This is a genomic window from Micromonospora sp. NPDC049359, assembly GCF_044466585.1.
Lineage (GTDB): Bacteria > Actinomycetota > Actinomycetes > Mycobacteriales > Micromonosporaceae > Micromonospora.
In genome coordinates this window covers 208,350-224,598 of record NZ_JBITMW010000005.1, presented here as the reverse complement: position 1 = coordinate 224,598, position 16,249 = coordinate 208,350, and the positions used below count along the sequence as shown (strand labels likewise).

General features: G+C 72.3%; 17 protein-coding genes. 7 read left to right on the top strand and 10 right to left on the bottom strand.

The features are described from left to right. Positions 1–201: 201 nt before the first annotated feature. The gene (locus tag ACIBTX_RS14560) at positions 202–1,128 is read right to left on the bottom strand and encodes a hypothetical protein (protein WP_396832564.1); all 927 of its coding nucleotides are present in this window, start codon (positions 1,126–1,128) and stop codon (positions 202–204) included. A gap of 24 nt (positions 1,129–1,152) precedes the next feature. After that, a complete protein-coding gene (locus tag ACIBTX_RS14555; RefSeq protein WP_357123116.1) occupies positions 1,153–1,674 on the bottom strand; it encodes a VOC family protein in 522 nt (173 codons plus the stop codon). A gap of 49 nt (positions 1,675–1,723) precedes the next feature. Between ACIBTX_RS14555 and ACIBTX_RS14550 the strand changes: the two genes are divergently transcribed. Together ACIBTX_RS14550 and ACIBTX_RS14545 are read left to right on the top strand one after the other, a co-directional pair. Next, a complete protein-coding gene (locus ACIBTX_RS14550; RefSeq protein ID WP_357123413.1) occupies positions 1,724–2,185 on the top strand; it encodes a MarR family transcriptional regulator in 462 nt (153 codons plus the stop codon). A gap of 57 nt (positions 2,186–2,242) precedes the next feature. Next, on the top strand, positions 2,243–3,928 hold the full coding sequence (locus ACIBTX_RS14545; RefSeq protein ID WP_357123112.1) for a tetratricopeptide repeat protein: 1,686 nt from the start codon (positions 2,243–2,245) through the stop codon (positions 3,926–3,928). 12 nt (positions 3,929–3,940) lie between these two features. Here ACIBTX_RS14545 and ACIBTX_RS14540 read toward each other — a convergent pair whose 3' ends face one another. Together ACIBTX_RS14540 and ACIBTX_RS14535 are read right to left on the bottom strand one after the other, a co-directional pair. Next, complete coding sequence (locus tag ACIBTX_RS14540) at positions 3,941–5,284, bottom strand: ATP-binding protein (RefSeq protein ID WP_357123410.1); 1,344 nt, start codon at positions 5,282–5,284, stop codon at positions 3,941–3,943. 71 nt (positions 5,285–5,355) lie between these two features. Next, positions 5,356–6,012 carry a response regulator transcription factor gene (locus ACIBTX_RS14535; RefSeq protein ID WP_355051822.1) on the bottom strand — a complete coding sequence of 219 codons (657 nt, stop codon included), beginning with the start codon at positions 6,010–6,012 and terminating at the stop codon, positions 5,356–5,358. 97 nt (positions 6,013–6,109) lie between these two features. On the opposite strand from ACIBTX_RS14535, the gene ACIBTX_RS14530 reads away from it, so the two are divergent. Beyond that, positions 6,110–7,234, top strand: a complete 1,125-nt coding sequence (locus ACIBTX_RS14530; RefSeq protein WP_396832563.1) for an outer membrane lipoprotein carrier protein LolA — start codon at positions 6,110–6,112, stop codon at positions 7,232–7,234. Between the two features lie 259 nt (positions 7,235–7,493). After that, entirely contained in the window at positions 7,494–9,713 is a 2,220-nt protein-coding gene (locus ACIBTX_RS14525; protein WP_357123407.1) for an ATP-binding domain-containing protein, read from the top strand. Between the two features lie 55 nt (positions 9,714–9,768). On the opposite strand, the gene ACIBTX_RS14520 is transcribed toward ACIBTX_RS14525, so the two are convergent. After that, a complete protein-coding gene (locus ACIBTX_RS14520; RefSeq protein ID WP_355051819.1) occupies positions 9,769–10,194 on the bottom strand; it encodes a hypothetical protein in 426 nt (141 codons plus the stop codon). A gap of 286 nt (positions 10,195–10,480) precedes the next feature. Here ACIBTX_RS14520 and ACIBTX_RS14515 point away from each other — a divergent pair, with 286 nt between their 5' ends. Then, positions 10,481–10,855 (top strand): hypothetical protein, encoded by a 375-nt coding sequence (locus tag ACIBTX_RS14515; RefSeq protein ID WP_357123104.1) that lies wholly within the window; start codon positions 10,481–10,483, stop codon positions 10,853–10,855. Positions 10,856–10,923: 68 nt separating this feature from the next. Here the strand turns inward: ACIBTX_RS14515 and ACIBTX_RS14510 are convergent, their stop codons facing one another. The 4 genes from ACIBTX_RS14510 to ACIBTX_RS14495 all read right to left on the bottom strand — a co-directional run bounded on the left by ACIBTX_RS14510 (position 10,924) and on the right by ACIBTX_RS14495 (position 14,442). Continuing rightward, positions 10,924–11,886: a sporulation protein gene (locus ACIBTX_RS14510; protein ID WP_357123101.1), complete on the bottom strand. Its 963-nt coding sequence runs from the start codon at positions 11,884–11,886 to the stop codon at positions 10,924–10,926. Between the two features lie 188 nt (positions 11,887–12,074). Continuing rightward, the gene (locus ACIBTX_RS14505; RefSeq protein ID WP_396832562.1) at positions 12,075–13,229 is read right to left on the bottom strand and encodes a HEAT repeat domain-containing protein; all 1,155 of its coding nucleotides are present in this window, start codon (positions 13,227–13,229) and stop codon (positions 12,075–12,077) included. 125 nt (positions 13,230–13,354) lie between these two features. Beyond that, positions 13,355–13,576, bottom strand: a complete 222-nt coding sequence (locus ACIBTX_RS14500) for a DUF397 domain-containing protein (protein WP_363661054.1) — start codon at positions 13,574–13,576, stop codon at positions 13,355–13,357. After that, a complete protein-coding gene (locus ACIBTX_RS14495) occupies positions 13,573–14,442 on the bottom strand; it encodes a helix-turn-helix transcriptional regulator (protein WP_363661053.1) in 870 nt (289 codons plus the stop codon). The genes ACIBTX_RS14500 and ACIBTX_RS14495 overlap by 4 nt, the downstream gene beginning before the upstream one ends. A 335-nt stretch (positions 14,443–14,777) precedes the next feature. Between ACIBTX_RS14495 and ACIBTX_RS14490 the strand changes: the two genes are divergently transcribed. Beyond that, positions 14,778–15,026: a DivIVA domain-containing protein gene (locus ACIBTX_RS14490; RefSeq protein WP_396832561.1), complete on the top strand. Its 249-nt coding sequence runs from the start codon at positions 14,778–14,780 to the stop codon at positions 15,024–15,026. 83 nt (positions 15,027–15,109) lie between these two features. Beyond that, complete coding sequence (locus tag ACIBTX_RS14485) at positions 15,110–15,346, top strand: hypothetical protein (RefSeq protein WP_396832621.1); 237 nt, start codon at positions 15,110–15,112, stop codon at positions 15,344–15,346. Here ACIBTX_RS14485 and ACIBTX_RS14480 read toward each other — a convergent pair. Then, a complete protein-coding gene (locus ACIBTX_RS14480) occupies positions 15,343–16,188 on the bottom strand; it encodes a hypothetical protein (RefSeq protein WP_357393406.1) in 846 nt (281 codons plus the stop codon). The genes ACIBTX_RS14485 and ACIBTX_RS14480 overlap by 4 nt on opposite strands. Positions 16,189–16,249 lie beyond the last annotated feature (61 nt).

The window sequence follows — 16,249 nt, the reverse complement described above, 5'->3', positions numbered from 1 at the left end:
GCACCCCTGCCCTGCAACCCGGAAACGCCCGGGCCGAACCGCCCGGGGCGTCGCGGGGGGCGCGGGTTATTCCCCGGCGCCCCGCTCGGCGTCTCCGCCCCGACCCCCCGCCCTCCATCTCGTCGATCTTGCACTTTCGGTCGACGTTCTGCGCGGGAACGTCCCTTGTGCCGCCGCAGCAAGTGCAAGATCGCGGGGGTCTCAGGGGGTTGGAGTGATGAGTTCGTCGCCGGCCAGGCGACCGGACTCGCGGTCTCGGGCTACCTTGCCCTCGGCGAGGAGGGCGGTGAGGGCCTGGTTGGCGTCGGTGGCGCGGTAGACCGTCGCGGTGAGGGTGTGCCGGCGCAGCTCGGTGACCGGGCGCGGTCCGTTGCGGCGCAGTTCGGCCAGCAACTCCCGGGCCAACGGTTCCCGGTCCGGGTCTTCGGTCACGTCGACGGGTGTGCCCGTCGGGTCGGCCGGATCGCGGTAGCGCACCCCGAGGCCCGCGCCGACCGTCCAGAGCGCGTCGCGGACCGCCTCCAGGCTCCGGTCCGACCGGCTCCCGAACGCAATCACGCCGGCCGCCTCGTCGTCCCCGTCGGCGGAAGCGTCGCCCACTCCCCCGTCCGCCTCCACCACCGGTGCCACCTCGGCGACCAGCGGAAAGCCGGCGAGGCCGAGGGCCGGGCGGGCGCTGGTGGTGGCGTGCAGCAGCACTTCGCCGTTGCGGCCGTTGGCGCAGGCGCGCAACACCTCGGCGTGCGCCGGGCCGGACAGGTCGACGAAGCAGAACAGCGGCGCCCCGGCCGCAGCGGCCGCCTTCAGCGCCACCGGAAGCCGGGCGGGGCCGCCGGGCAGCAGGTGCACGGTCACCTCGGGAGGCAACTCCGCCTCGACCGGTCCGAGCCGGGCCGGCAGGTCGCTGGCCTCGTCGGCCAGCGCCAAAATGGTCACCTGCCGGCCGCGTACCTGCGTGGCGTGACCGACGACCGCCCGTAGCGCCGCCTCCGCGCCACCGCCGTCGGCGCCGGCCCAGGCCAGCGCGACGGTCACGCGGCGGGAGCGGTGCAGGGCGACGGGCAACCACGTCGCCAGGTGGCGGACCAGGAGTTCGCGGAGGACGTCGGCGGTCCGGTTGGTTGGCACCGGTCCGTTCTACCCCATGGCCGTTCAGGCCGGGACGGAGATCCCCACGCCGCCGCGCGTCTGCCCGCCGTAGCGCTGCCGCTCGGCGGCCAGGTCGAGCCGGCCGATCCGCTTGCGGGCGGCCAACGTGGCGTCGTCGAGCAGGTCGGCCGGGACCAGCCAGACCACCTCGAACTCCAGCCCGTCCGGGTCCTGCCCGTAGAGGCTCTTGGTGGTGCCGTGGTCGGACGTGCCGGCCAGCGCCCCGGCGGCGGCGAGCCGCTCGGCGGTGGCGGCCAGTTCGTCGAGGGTGTCGACCTCCCACGCCAGGTGGTAGAGCCCGACGGTGGCCCGGCCGGCGGTCGAGCGCCCGGCGCCCGCGCCGATCTCGAACAGGCCGAGGTCGTGGTCGTTGGTGGAGTCGGGAGCCTGGAGGAACGTCGCACCCCGGAAACCGTCCGGGGTCATCGCGACCGGGGTGAAGCCCAGCACGTCGCGGTAGAAGGCGACGCTGCGGGCGAGGTCACTGACGTAGAGAACCGCGTGGTTGAGCCGGTGGATACCCATGACCCCACTCTAGCGCCGTTTGGTTGAGCGTTCAACCATCGGGAGTATGATGGCCGTCATGACCCGCTGGCTTAACCCCGACGAGCAGCGCACCTGGCGGGCGTTCCTCGCCTCCTCCCGAGCGTTGATGGACACGCTCGACCGTGAGCTGCAACGCGATGCCGGAATGCCGCACGCCTACTACGAGATCCTGGTCCGGCTCTCCGAGGCGCCCGGTCGGCAACTGCGGATGAGCGAGCTGGCCGAGGCGGCCGGGTCGTCGCGCAGCCGCCTCTCGCACGCGGTGGCCCGCCTGGAGGAGGCCGGCTGGGTGCGCCGCGAGGACTGCCCCACCGACCGGCGCGGGCAGATCGCGGTGCTCACCGACGACGGTTTCGCCACCCTCGCCGCCGCTGCGCCCGGCCACGTCGACGGCGTACGCCGGCACCTCTTCGACGCGCTGAGCCCCGCCCAGGTCGACCAGTTACGCCGAATCAGCGAGACGTTGGCCGAGCACCTGAGCAGATCCTGACCGATCGACACCGGCGCGGGTCTTGTACTTACCGTCGTCGGATGAGCACGATGGGGCGTGTCCTCCGGCTTCGACGAGTTGACTGACCAGGCGCACCACCTCGTGTCCGCTGGCGACATCGCCGGTGCCCAACGGCTGCTCTCCGACGCGCTCACCGACGCCGACCCCCGCCCGGCCAACGCCACGCCGGAGCTGGCCGAGGCGGCCAGCCTGCAGGCGCGGGTGCTCGTCGCCCTCGGCGAGCCCCACTCCGCCCGTGGCTGGGCCGCCTTCGCGTACGCGGCCACGACCCGGTTGCACGGCCGCTCCGACCCCCGCACGGTGGCCGCCGCCGCGACCCTGGCCGCCGTGCTGCACCGGGTGGGCAGTCACTCCCGGGCCGCCCGGCTGTACCAGGACGTGATCATCGAGCTGACCGCGCAGGACGGTCCCGAGTCACTGCGGGTGCTGGCCGCACACGCCGACCTGGCCACCGTCGAGTACGCCCGGGGCCAGTGCACGGTCGCCCGCGACCGTCTCCAGGACGCCTGGGAGCTGCACCGCGAGGTGTACGGCGACGGCCACCCCAGCGGCATCAAGATGTTGGCCCGGCTCGGCTCGATGCAGCGCGACTGTGGGCAGTTCGCCGAGGCGCACGACAACCTCGCGCTGGCCCGCGAGCTGTGCCGGCAGCATCTGAGCACCGACGATCCGCTGGCCCTGCAGGTGGCGGCCCTGGCCCGGGCAGCCGCCAACCCCGACCACGTCTGCGCCGACGACACGTCCGCCGTCCGGGACGCACCGGTGGTGCCGGCCGCGCGCACGCCGCCGCCGCAGCCCGATCCGCCGCTCGATGCCGCCTACTACCCGCCGGCCCCGCAGGCCGCTGCTCCCGCCGGCCGTACCGACGAGGGCCTGGCTGGTTCCGGAGTCTCCAGCGGCGGCCCGGTACCGAACCCACGGGTACCGGCCGACGAGCCGGACGGCTCCCCCGACTTCCGCTGGCCGCCGGCCGACGAGCCGGAGGGATCGTCGGAGGTCCGCTGGCCGCCAACCGACGAACCGAACTTCCGCTGGCCGCCGGACCCGGCGGACGATCCCGTCCCGCAGCCCACCGCCGCGCCGGTGCCCCCGTCGGTGGCCGGGTTCACGGGCGGCACCGAAGAGTCGTCCGGCGTGTACCGGCTGTACCGACCCGGCGCGTCGGCCGAACCGGACCGACCGTCGGCGTCGCTGACGCCGTACACGCCGTCGCGGCTGCTGCCGGTGCCCGTGCACCGGGCGCCGGCAGCGGCACGCAACAAACTGGTGCCGGTGCTGGTGGCCGGCGTGGTCGTGGTGCTGCTGGGCACGGCGGCGGTGATCGCCGGCGTGGCCCGCGTCGGCGACGACCCGAAGTCCGGGCCGGCACCGAGCGCCGGCCCGAGCGGCACGGCCGCGCCCCCGACCACCGGCGCCCCGACCACCGGCACGACCGCGCCGGCCGCCGTGCCGGGCACCCCGCCCGGCACGGTGTCGCTGCGCGACAACCGGGACAACATCGCCCTGCGCTGGACGTACCCGGCCGGCGGTGAGGGACCGGTCATCGTCTCCGCCGGCCGGGCCGGGCAGGAGAAGACCGCGATCGCCACGCTGCCCGCCGGCACCGACAGCTACATCGTGTACGCGCTGAACCGCGCCAACGACTACTGCTTCACCGTCGCGGTCGTCTGGTCCACCGACACCGTGGCGAGCGCCAACCAGGTCTGCACCCGCCGCCGCTGACGTCCGCCGTACTCAGGGTCGGGCAACGGTCGGTGCCGGCGTCGCCGGGAGCAGCAGGCGTACCCGTAGGCCGTGCGGGCCGTCGGCGTCGGCCAGGGTGATGGTGCCGCCCGCGCGGCGGACCAGCTCCCACACGATGGCGAGGCCGAGGCCGGCGCCGCCGTGGTCGCGGCCCCGGCCGTCGTCCAACCTCGTGAACCGGTCGAAGACGCGGCCGCGGTCGGCCGCCGCGATCCCCGGGCCGTCGTCGGTCACCGTCACCAGGTGGTACGCGGTCTCGTGCGGCTCGACCGCGAGGACGACGCTGCTCCGCGCGTGCCGGACCGCGTTGTCGACGAGGTTGGCCAGCACCCGCCGTAGCTCGGCCTCGTTCCCGGCCGTCCACAGCGGGCCCGGCGACGGCTCCACCCGCACCGGCGGCGACGGATACCGGGCGGCGACCTCGCCCACCAGCGCCGCCAGATCGACCGGGCCGGTGCCCCGCGACGCCGGCATCTCGTCCAGGCGGGCCAGCAGCAGCAGGTCGTCGACCAGCCGGCTCAACCGCTCGGTGTCGGCGAGCAGGTTGGCGGTCACCGCCGTCCAGTCCGTCCGGTCGGCGAGCCGCTGGGCCACCTCCAACTCGGTCCGGATGTTGGCCAGCGGGCTCCGCAGCTCGTGCGCGGCATCGGAGACGAAGGCCCGCTGCCGGGCTCGGGCCGACTCCAACCGGCCCAGCATCCCGTTCAGGGTCACCGCCAGCCGGTGGATCTCGTCGGCGGAGGCGGGCACCGGAAGTCGACCGGCGCCGGCCCGACCGGTGATCTCCTCGGCGCCGCGTCGCAGGGCCTCCACCGGACGCAACGTCGCGCCGACCACCCGCCACGCCACCCCGGCCAGGACCACCACCAGCAGCGGGAACGCCACCAGCAGGATGGTCCGCACCACGTGCGTGCTCTGCCGCACATCGGCCATCGAGCGGGCGACCAGCACGGTGAGCGGATCGGCCGACGTGCCGGCGGGTACGGCGACCACCCGGACCGGTCCGCGAAGCCCGACCCGCTCGGCGGGAACGTCCAGGCGTTGACGGTGGCCGGCGTCCAACCACTCGGGGCGGGCCATCGGGACCAGCCGGTCCGCGTCGATCGAGGCCGCCCGGACCCGCCCCTGCGCGTCGATCACCTGGACCCGGACCTGCCCGCCAGCCACCGGCAGCGGGTCGGGCAGCGCGTTCTCGGCGGCGAGCAGGGCGACCGCGTCGGCGGTCCGGAACGCCTCGGTGTCCACGTTGCGTTGGAGCACGAAACGGAGCGCGCCGAGCAGCACCACCCCGCCGAGGGCGAGACCGATGGTGAGGCCGAACACGCCGAGCGCCAGGAGGCGGCCCCGCAGCCCCAGGCCGTGCAGGCCCCGACGGGGCGACCAGCCGCGCGGCGGGCCGGCGGAGGTCACGTCGCCAGCCGGTAGCCGGCGCCCCGGATGGTCTCCAGCCGATCCCGGCCGAGCTTGCGACGCAGGTAGCCGACGTACACCTCGACCACGTTGGGCGCCGTCTCCAGGCTGGCGTCCCACACGTGGTCCAGTAGCTCGATCTTGGAAATGACCTGGCCGGGACGGCGCATCAGATAGTCCAGCAGGGCGTACTCGCGCGCCGTCAACGTCACCTCGGCGTCGGCCCGGGTCACCCGCCGACGGGCCGGATCGAGCCGCAGGTCGCCGACCGCCAGCACGGCGGGGCGCTCCGGCGCTCCCCGGCGCAGCAGCGCCCGCAGGCGGGCCAGCAGCACCACGTACGAGAAGGGCTTGGTCAGGTAGTCGTCGGCGCCGCAGTCCAGGCCGTCGGCCTGGTCGTACTCGCCGTCCTTGGCGGACAGCATCAGCACCGGCAACCAGTGCTGCTCGGCGCGCAGCCGGCGCACCACCTCGTAGCCGGAGAGGCCGGGCAGCATGACGTCGAGGATCATCGCGTCGTACCCACCGTGGCGTGCCGCGTCCAGGCCTTCGGGGCCGGTCGCCGCCACGTCGACCGCGAACCCCTCGGCCTGCAGGCCGCGTTGCAGGGCAGCCGCCAGCCGGGCCTCGTCCTCCACCACCAACAACCGCACACCTCAAGGGTGCCACCCGGGTCACAACTCGCGGTTCGGCGTCCTCAGCGCGTTCACAGCGCCGACCGGGCAGGATGTCGGGCAGGAGGTGTGCACCATGTCGATCCTGAGAAGTCGTCCCGTCCTGCGGTGGCTGGTCCCGGTGGCCGCCGGCGTCGCCGTCATCGGTGGCGGCGCCGCCGTCGGCACGTTCGCCGCCGAGGCCGAGCCGAGCCTGCCGCCGCGTACCGCCGCCCAGCTCCTGGTGGACCTCCAGACCTCCTCCCTGGAGGGGTTGTCCGGCACGGTCGTGCAACGCGCCGACCTCGGCCTGCCGCCGCTCGTCGGGCTGGTGCCCGGCAACGACCTGACTGCCCTGCTCAGCGGCACACACACCCTGCGGGTGTGGTACTCCGGCCCGGATCGGCAGCGCGTCGCGCTGGTGGACACGCTCGGCCAGCGGGACATCATCCGCAACGGTCGGGACGTGTGGACCTGGGAGAGCCGCGGCAACACCGCCCGCCACCGCGCCCTGGGCGACTCGAAGGGCGCCGCGAAGCCCGAGGTGACGCCGAGCCTGCCGGCCACTCCCCGGGAGGCCGCCGACCTGGCGTTGAGCGCGATCGATCCGAGCACCGAGGTCAGCGTCGGCCGCTCGGCCACCGTCGCCGGGCGGGACGCCTACGAGCTGGTGCTCGCGCCGCGTGACCGTGACTCGCTGGTGCACCAGCTCCGGATCGCCATCGACGCGAAGCAGCACGTGCCGCTGCGCTTCGAGGTGCTCGCCTCCGGCAGCGACCAGCCGGCCTTCGAGATGGCGTTCACCCAGGTCGACTACCGCCGCCCCGACGCCGACCAGTTCGCCTTCAACCCGCCTCCCGGGGTGAGCGTCACCGAGGAGACCGCCGAGCGGCCGACCGCCGGCCGGCCGGCACACGTCGCGCCGGGTAAGGACCCCCAGGTGCGCACGGTCGGCGACGGCTGGACCACCGTCCTGGTCGCCCGCCTCGACGCCGCCGCGGGCCAGAAGCCGGCCAACGCCGCCCCGGGCCAGAAGCCGGCCGACGCCGCCCCGGACGCCGACCTGTCGAAGCTGCTCGGTGGCCTGCCGTCGGTCAGCGGCGACTGGGGCAGCGGGCGGCTGCTCACCGGCAAGCTGTTCAGCGTGCTGCTCACCGACGACGGGCGGGTGCTCGCCGGAGCGGTCACCCCCCAGCGGCTCTACCAGGTGGCGCGCGGCTGATCTCCGCACACTCCCTACGCCGGGTCGACCACACGGTCGGCCCGGCGTACCTGTGTGACCCGCATCGGCCCCGTCGGCTTGGTGACAGCGGGCCCGCCGCGCTATCTTCGACAATTCGAGGGCACAAAAAAGAACGGCATTAAATGCCGTTCTAGCATTGGATTCTAACGTTTAGGGAGACGGCTTGTCAAGGCACTCCGGCGGTACCGGTGAATTGCCGCTCGACGACGAGATCGGCCGCGAGCAGGAGTACGTCTCGATGCTCTACGACCGTCTGGACGGGTTGCGTGAGCAGGCCGCCCACCGGCTCACCGCCGAGCTGCGCAACACCGGCGGCACCCTGCAGGACCGCTCCCAGCGCGACAGCTCCGTGGCCATGTACGCCGACCAGGTCGAGCAGTTCTCCGCCGTGGAGAATGGCCTCTGCTTCGGGCGGCTCGACGGCGACGACGACTCCCGCCGCTACATCGGCCGGATCGGGATCTTCGACACCAGTGGCGACTACGACCCGCTGTTGATGGACTGGCGGGCCCCGGCCGCGCGGCCGTTCTACCTCGCCACCGCCGCCAACCCCCAGGGCGTACGCCGTCGCCGACACCTGCGTACCCGCCAGCGCAAGGTGACCGGGCTCAACGACGAGGTCCTCGACATCGACAGCGCCTCCCCCGGCGGGCACGAGGAGCTGACCGGCGAGGCGTCCCTGCTGGCCGCGCTCAACGCCGGTCGGACGGGCCGGATGCGCGACATCGTGGAGACTATCCAGGCCGAGCAGGACCGGATCATCCGCGCCGACCTGCCCGGCGTGCTGGTGGTCCAGGGCGGCCCCGGCACCGGCAAGACCGCGGTCGCGCTGCACCGGGCGGCGTACCTGCTCTACACACACCGACGCGAGCTGTCCAGCCGTGGCGTGCTGCTGGTCGGGCCGAACGCGACGTTCCTGCGCTACATCTCCCAGGTGCTTCCCACGCTGGCCGAGACGGGCGTGCTGCTGCGTACCCAGGGCGACCTGTTCCCCGGAGTGAGCGCCCAGCGCGCCGAGCCGGCCCAGGCCGCAGCGCTCAAGGGCCGCGCCGTACTCGCCGAGGTGCTGGCCCTCGCCGTGCGGGACCGGCAGTGGGTGCCGGACGAGCCGCTGGAGATCGAGGTGGAGCGCGAGGTGCTGACCCTCGATCCGGAGACCGTGCGCGTCGCGCGGGATCGGGTACGCCGCACCGACCGTCCGCACAACCTGGCGCGGGCGCTGTTCGACGTGGAGATCGTGCACGCGCTCGCCGACCAGGTGGCCGAGCGGATCGGCGCCGACCCGCTGGGCGGCGACAACCTGCTCGACGAGGCCGACCGCGCCGAGATCCGTCGGGAGCTGCGCGAGGAGACGGAGATCCAGGCCGTACTCGACCGGTTGTGGCCGGTGCTCACCCCGCAGCGACTGCTCGCGGACCTGTACGCGGACCCGGACCGGATCGCCGCCGCCGCGCCGATGCTCACCGACGACGAGCGGGCGCTGCTGCGCCGCGACCCGGGCGGCTGGACGCCCGCCGACGTGCCGCTGCTGGACGAGGCGGCCGAGCTGCTCGGCGAGGACGAGCGGGCCGCCGCCGCCCGGCGCGAGCGCATCCGCCTGATGGAGCGGGAGTACGCCGAGGGTGTGCTGGAGATCGCCCGGGGCTCCCGGTCGATCGACGTGGAGGACGAGGCCGAGGGCGGTGAGATCCTCGGCGTCACCGACCTCATCGACGCGGATCGGCTGCTGGAACGGCAGGAGGAGGCCGACCGGCTGACCACCGCGCAGCGCGCCGCCGCCGACCGCACGTGGGCGTTCGGCCACATCATCGTGGACGAGGCACAGGAGTTGTCGCCGATGGCGTGGCGGCTGCTGATGCGCCGCTGCCCGAGCCGGTCCATGACGATCGTCGGGGACGTGGCGCAGACCGGCGCGCTCGCCGGAACGCCCTCCTGGGCCGACGCCCTCGCCCCGTACGTGGCGCAGCGGTGGCGACTGACCGAACTGACGGTCAGCTACCGCACGCCGGCCGAGATCATGGCGGTCGCCGCCGAGGTGCTCACCGAGATCGACCCGGCGCTGCGGCCACCCCGCTCGGTGCGGGAGAGCGGCGTACCCCCGTGGGACCGGGCGGTGCCCGACGGGCAGCTACCCGCCGAGTTGGTGTCGGCGGTGACCCGCGAGGCCGCCTGGCTGGCCGAGGGCCGGGTCGGCGTCATCGTGCCGGCCAGCCGGGTCGACGCGCTCGGCGCGGCGCTGACCGCCGCGCTGCCTGAGGCCACGGTGGGCGAAAACCCGGAGCTGGAGAGCCGGGTGGTCGTGCTGACCGTCGCCCAGGCGAAGGGGTTGGAGTTCGACTCGGTGCTGGTCGTCGACCCGGACCGGATGGTGGCCGAGTCGCCGCGCGGGCGCAGTGACCTGTATGTGGCGCTCACCCGGGCCACCCAGCGTCTGGGCGTCCTGCGCCCCTGCGGCTGACCCGACACCCGACGTGCCCCCGCTGACCGGCTGGTCGGCGGGGGCACGGGTGGGATCACCGCCGGTCGGTCGAGCGGTCCCGGATGGACTTGCCCGGACCGGTCGCCGAGGTGGACTGGTCGCTGGTGCTGCCGCCGGTCGGCGTGCTCAGGCCGCCGGTGGTGGCGTCGCCGGTGGTCGTCGGCGCCACCTTGCCGGGGTGTCGCTCCGGCTGGCGGGCCACCCGGCGCACGCTCGCCGGCCCGGCGGTGCCACCGGTGGTCGTCACCGCGCCCTGCCCGCCGACCGGGCCGCCGTCGTGCAGCACCCGCGGGTCGACCCGTTCCTGCGCCGGGTCGAGCGGGTCGTCACGTTGGAGTTGGGACTCCACGTCGGTGGGGGGCACCGTCACCTCATCGAGGGCGCCCTCGCCGTACACGCCGCCGGCGATCCGGTTCTCGGCCTGGCGGGCGGCCTCCTGCCGCATGTCGTCCTCACGCACGTCCATCACCTCACAGAAGCTGTGGAACCGACTGCGTGCCCGACCTCCCGTGGACGAAACCCGCAGCACTCGTACGCCTTGGAAACGGACACTTCTCGCGACCGGGCGTGATGCGGGCGCGGCAGCGCGTCGTCGATTCTTTTCCGGGCCAGGGAGTGTTACCTGGTCGGCGGCCTCGGGTAGTCGGTGGGCGTCCCCGCCGTGCAAGCGAACCGTGCCGTGGCCGAAACGCGGTAGCGGGGCGAGGGTAGGCAGGTACGACTCATCGCATCCTGAGGAGGACCAGATGAGCACGCAGGCTGCTTCCACCAGGCCGATGAACCGGCCCATGAACGACCCGCAGAACCCCGCCATGATGCGGGACACGCAGCAGATGCCGGCAATGCGTGACGGGCACCGAGACCCGATGCCGTCGCCGGGTACGGAGACCAAGCAGGCGTTCCTGACGACGGAATTCTGGGTCTACGCCGCCGCCGTCGCGCTCCTCGTGATCGCCGCGTTCTGGAAGGGCAGCACCGCCAACGGGTTGAACATCAACAACCCGAGCCAGACGTGGCTGTTCCTGAGCATCCTGACCGGTGGTTACCTGGTCAGCCGGGGCCTGTCGAAGGCCGGCTCCGAGCGCCGGTCCGGCCGGGAGCGGAGCATGCGCGGGCGCTGACGCGCCGTACGTGAAACGGTGGCCTCCGGGAGAGTTCTCCCGGAGGCCACCGTCGTCGGCGGAACGCGTTACTCGTCGCCGCCGAAGTCGCCGAAGTCGCCCTCGAAGGCGTCCTCGATCATCTCGCCGGCGATCATGCCGCCGGCGACACCGAGCGCCGCGCCGGCGACCATGCCGCCCACGCCCATGCCGCCCCGGCCGTGACCGTGGCCGTGACCCGGACCGTAGCCGTGGCCGTACTGGGAGCGCAGGCTCCCGTAGCGGGACGTGGTCTCGCGCAGCCAGCCGTCGACGACCTGCGCCCAGTCGACCCGGTCGACGTCGGCGTGGGACACCTGGTAGCGGCCGAACGCGTCGTGCCCGGCGCTGAGGAAGCCGCCGCGCTTGTCGCACTCCAGGATCACCTCGACACCACGCTGACTGGTCACGAAGGTCAGCTCGACCTCGTTGATCGTGCCCGCGTACTGCGGCGAGGCGAAGAACTCGATCTCCTGATAGAACGGCAGCGTCTGCTGCACGCCCCGGATGTGGCCGCGCTCCAGGTCAGCGGTCTTGAACCGGAAACCCAGCCGCTGGAACGCCTCCAGGATCCGCTCGTGCACCGGCAACGGGTGCACCGCAACGTGATCCAGGTCGGTCTTGTCGACCGCGCGGGCCACCGACAACTCGGTCCGCAGGCCCATCGTCATGCCGTGCAGGCGCTGGCCGTACACGTCGGTGATCGGGGTCTCCCACGGCACCGGGAGCTGGAACGGGATCGACAGCTCCTGCTTGGGCGCGAGCTGGAACGCCCCGCTGACGGCCATCCGGTGGAACTCCATGGTGCCGGCGTACTCCGTGTCGTGGCCCTCGACCTCGACCCGGGTGACCAGGCCGATCACCACCTGCTCGATGGCCGCCGGGTTGTCACCACCGACGATTCTGACCTCCCCGTCGAGGGTCAGGCCGGGCCGGGTGTTGGGGTTGGCCAGCACAGTGTCCACGCTGGGACCACCCACACCGAACGCGCTCAACATCTTCTTGAAGACCATCGGAACTCCTGTGCGACAGCCGACCGCTCCACCATGGAGTCGGACGTTGACTCACCGCGCACCCTATCCAGACCCCCTGTGAGGTGGCTGTGAGCGCATCGACCGCTTGCGCGTGATCGACCCCGACATCGCCGAAGTCGGGCTATCGACCCGACCCGGACACCCCGTTATCGGCGATGTGGAGTTGATCAGCGCTCCGCCGCGGCTCGGGCCGGGGTCAGGTCCGCGATCGCCAGCTCGGCCCCGCGCTCGGGATCGTCGCCGGCCCGCCGGAGCAACCCGTCGACACACCAGTACGCCGAGCGGTCGGCACCATCGGCGATGTCGAGCTGAAGGTCGAGGTCGCACCGCTCGCCCGCGACGGTGACCGCCCAGTCGGGCCGACGCGAGTGCACGGCGAGCAGTAGCCGCCAGGCCAGGTCGTTGCGCCGGTCGCGTCGCTGCGGATCGCACTCACGCAGGGCCTCGGCGACGTGGTCGGCGTCCGGGTCGAAGCCGGCCAGCAGTGGCAACAGTGACGGGTCGCCGAGGTAGGCGGCAGCCTTGATGGTGAAGTTGTGGACCTCGTCCTGGGCGAGCAGCTCGCGTACCAGTGGAAGTGCCCGTGCGTCCCGCCGCCGGGCCAGTCCGCGGGCGCCTTCCGCGCGTACCTCCGGGTCGACGTCGCGCGTGCGGTCCCACAGTGCCCGCCGGACGGCGTTACCGTCCGCGGTGCTCAGCCAGCCGAGCCCGAAGGTGGCCCACTCCCGCACCCTCGCGTCGGGGTCGGCGCAGAGGTCGATCAACACCGCCTCGCCGGCCTCGGCCGGCGGGTCGTCGAGCACCATCGGCACCGCGGCGGCGACCTGGAACCGTACGTCGCTGTCGGGACTGTGCGCGAGGCTGACCAGGGTCGGCAGCGCGCGGGGGTCGCAGGTCGCACCCAACGCGCGCGCGATCGACCAGTGCACCTCGGGATCGGCCTCGGTGGCGGCCAGCGTGATCAGGGCCGTCGCGGCGTCCGCGCGCAGATCATCCCCGTGCACGGCGCTCGCGAAGCCGAGCAGGTCGCACGCCGCCGCGCGCACCACGCGATCCGGATCGGCGAGCCGGCCAACGGCCACCCGCACGGCAGCCCCACCTGAGCCGCTCCACCCTGCCCTCGCCCGCCCCGCATCGTCGATCATGGAGTTGTGGTGGGGGACCAAACGCCGGTTCGTCACCGAATCGGGCACCACAAGTCCATGATCGACGACCAACTGCCGGAGCAGGTCCGACCCGTCGTCGGATTCGCCGTCCTCGACGGTGCGCCGCAGCCTCTGCACCGCCTGGTCGAACAGGTCCGCCACCTCGCGCGCTTCCACGGCCACGATGGTGCCCGCCGGCCACCGGATGCCGCCACCGACTTCCGACCGGGACACCCCGACATCGGCGATGTGGGGGTATCAACCCGACCGGGACACCCCGACATCGGCGATGTCGGGGTCGATCACCGACCGGTGCGCGGGAAAGTGCCGTCCTTGACCCCGTTGACGAAGGCGGTCCAGCCGCTGACGGGGTAGACGAGGGTCGCCGCCGTGCGGTCCTTGCTGTCGCGCACCGCCACCCGCCCGGAGCCATCGAGAACAGGCCCCGCCTCGACGCAGCTCCCGCCGTTACTGTTGCTCCGCGTGCTGATGTGCCAGGCCACGGCCGGTAGGGCTTCGTTCATGGCAGTTCCTCCGTGATCTTCGCGATCAGCTCGGCCGCCTCGCGCTGATCGAGCGCGACATCCTGAAGGCGATGGTACGCAAGCGCGTAGCGTCTCGACTTCGGAGATTCCATGAATCGGCGCCCACCCAGAGTCTCGGCGTAGGCCACCTCGGGATAGGGCTTGGGCATTCCGAAGAGGACGAATGAGCCGTCGAGCCCGGCGTGTAGGCCGACCCGTGATGGCAGCACGCGGACGTCGATGTTCTGCCGCCGCATCAGCTCGACGAGGTGTTGTAGTTGGCCGCGCATCACGGCAGGGCTACCGACCGGTCGGCGAAGAACGCTTTCGTCGATGACGGCCGCCACCTGGAGGGCGGGATCGCGCCTGAGCACACGCTGACGGTCGACTCTCAATTGCAGCCACTTGCGCACTGAGAAATCCGATGCCTGCTCCCCCTCGGCGTTACGGATCACCGCTTCCGCGTAGGCCGCCGTCTGCATGAGCCCCGGCATGAGAAAGGCGTCCCACGAGCAGATGCGCTCCGCTCTGCTCTCCAACCAGGGAAAGTCGATGAATGAGGCGTCGACCAACTCGTCGTAGTCGTCGTCCCAACGGTCGGTCCGCCAGGCATCCTCGGCTAGTTGGAGGAAGCGGTTGCGCTCGCGCCCGTCGTGCTCGCCGTAGAGATCGAGAAGCGTTTCGACGACTCCCCGTCGAAACGGCCACTCGGCGCGTTCCCAGCGGGCGATGGACGAGAAGTCTCGTTCCAGGAACTCGGCCGCCTGCTTCAGAGTGATGCCGCGTTGCTCCCGCAACTGTCGCATCTGCTGGCCGAGCCACTGGGCACGCAATGTCTGGACGAACGATTCACGCCTGGCGGGCATGGGTCCCCTCTCTTGACGTCCCTCATGACGAATTTCGTTGGTGTCGTTGCACCAAGACCGAGGCCACTGGAAACGTGGCCTGCGGGTGAGGGTGATCGCCGGCCCCCGGGGAAGCCCGGTGCAAACACGGCAACCGCGGCTGTGCCAACAGCCGAGAAGGTGACGAGAGACGGCCTCGCGAGTGGCAGTCGCATACCGGCTCTCGTCGGGTCTCAACTAGAGCGTCGGGATGACGTGATCCCGGCTCCGAACCGACTTGCACGAATACCTACCACGAAGAAGGACGCTCCCGCGACCCCGACGCGTCCATGAACCGACGACAGCAGAGGTGACCGATGACCAGAGGCTCGCTCCACGACGGTGGCCGGCTGCATCCGCGGCACGTGCGCGACCATCAGTTCGCCACCGTGGGCTTCGGCCGGCGAGGGCTCGACCCTCGGGAGGTACGTCGGTTCCTGCACCGCGTCGCGCTCGACCTGACCGCGCTGCACCACGATCTGGCGCTGCTCACCGAGGAGAACGCGCGGGTCAAGCGGGCGCTGCGGGCCCGGCAGGGCGCCTGGCCCGAGAGGCGGCAGTGGTGATCCCACCGGACCGGATCTTCGTACCGCTCCCTCGGGACGCCGTGCTGGCGTTCACCGAGGCGGCCGAACCGCCGCCCCGCCACGTGATCCACCTGCCGGTGGCGGTCGCCGATCTGGCCGAGGCGCTGGAGCTGGCCCGGAGGCTCGCTCGGTCGCTGACCTCGATTCCGCAGGTCGACGTCGCCGGGACCACGGTGTCGGCCGAGGACGCTCAAGACGTACGACATTGGGTCTTCTGTGACCGGATCCTGCCGGATCGCCGCCGCTGTGCGCGGCGGGCCGATCACCACAGGGCCTGCCTACCTACCGACGATCCCTAGGGTGTCGGTCGGGCTCGGGACCGCTGCACCTCACGGTCCTGGGCGGCGTTGTCCAGGACCGTGACCACCACGTGGTCGGGCAGATCGATCAGGGGACGCAGGTCACCGTCGAGCACCGTACCGACCACGAGCCGCCGCAGACCGGACGCGGCGGCGAGGGGCGACGCCGACGCGATCGCGCCGAGACGCAGGGTGTGCAGGTTCGGAAGACCAGCCACCGGATCGAGCCGCAGCGGCTCGACCGGCGCCGACCTCGCGTTGGGTCGGACCACAACCTCCTGCAGTTCGACCAGGCGGGCCAACGGCTCCAGGGAATCCACGGCGGCATCGACCACTTCGAGCTGCCGTAGCTGGTGCGCTTCTTCGACACCGTGCAGGGACAGGGCAGCCTTGCGCCCTTCGATCCTCAGGTACACCAGCTCGGACTTGGCCCCCAGCAGGGTCAGGTCCGAGCCGGCGTACCGGTCGATCGTCAGGTGTTGCAGGGCCGACAGCGCGCCGATCGTCTCCAGGCCCGGCCGCTCCGACAGCACGAGCGTGTCCAGCTTCGGCGTCAGATCAAGCCGGGCCGCCTTCTTGGACCGCGTCAGCAACGACAGACCGAGAAGATCCTCCAGTTCGAATACCAGCGTGTCATCACGTAACGGACCCTCGATCGCGACCCGGCGCAGATTGGGCAGGTCGCGCAGGAAACTCAGGTCGAGCGTCCGACCGGTGTCACTGTCGAAGGCGAGGAAGACGGCATCGCAACCACCCTCGACGTACCGGCGGGTGTCACCCTCTCGCCAGGCGCTGTCCGAGAGCAGATATTCGCCGGGATTCACCGTCTGATTGCCGAGCATGGTGCCGGCTCCTCCGCCCGTTGGCCCGATAGTTGACGATCAGGACTGGACGCCCACCCCA

Coding starts and splice junctions, on each gene's coding strand:
- ACIBTX_RS14555 (WP_357123116.1), bottom strand. CDS start 1,674: ATGGGTATCCACCGGCTCAACCACGCGGTTCTCTACGTCAGTGACCTC.
- ACIBTX_RS14550 (WP_357123413.1), top strand. CDS start 1,724: ATGGCCGTCATGACCCGCTGGCTTAACCCCGACGAGCAGCGCACCTGG.
- ACIBTX_RS14530 (WP_396832563.1), top strand. CDS start 6,110: ATGTCGATCCTGAGAAGTCGTCCCGTCCTGCGGTGGCTGGTCCCGGTG.
- ACIBTX_RS14525 (WP_357123407.1), top strand. CDS start 7,494: ATGCTCTACGACCGTCTGGACGGGTTGCGTGAGCAGGCCGCCCACCGG.
- ACIBTX_RS14515 (WP_357123104.1), top strand. CDS start 10,481: ATGAGCACGCAGGCTGCTTCCACCAGGCCGATGAACCGGCCCATGAAC.
- ACIBTX_RS14510 (WP_357123101.1), bottom strand. CDS start 11,886: ATGGTCTTCAAGAAGATGTTGAGCGCGTTCGGTGTGGGTGGTCCCAGC.
- ACIBTX_RS14500 (WP_363661054.1), bottom strand. CDS start 13,576: ATGAACGAAGCCCTACCGGCCGTGGCCTGGCACATCAGCACGCGGAGC.
- ACIBTX_RS14495 (WP_363661053.1), bottom strand. CDS start 14,442: ATGCCCGCCAGGCGTGAATCGTTCGTCCAGACATTGCGTGCCCAGTGG.
- ACIBTX_RS14490 (WP_396832561.1), top strand. CDS start 14,778: ATGACCAGAGGCTCGCTCCACGACGGTGGCCGGCTGCATCCGCGGCAC.
- ACIBTX_RS14480 (WP_357393406.1), bottom strand. CDS start 16,188: ATGCTCGGCAATCAGACGGTGAATCCCGGCGAATATCTGCTCTCGGAC.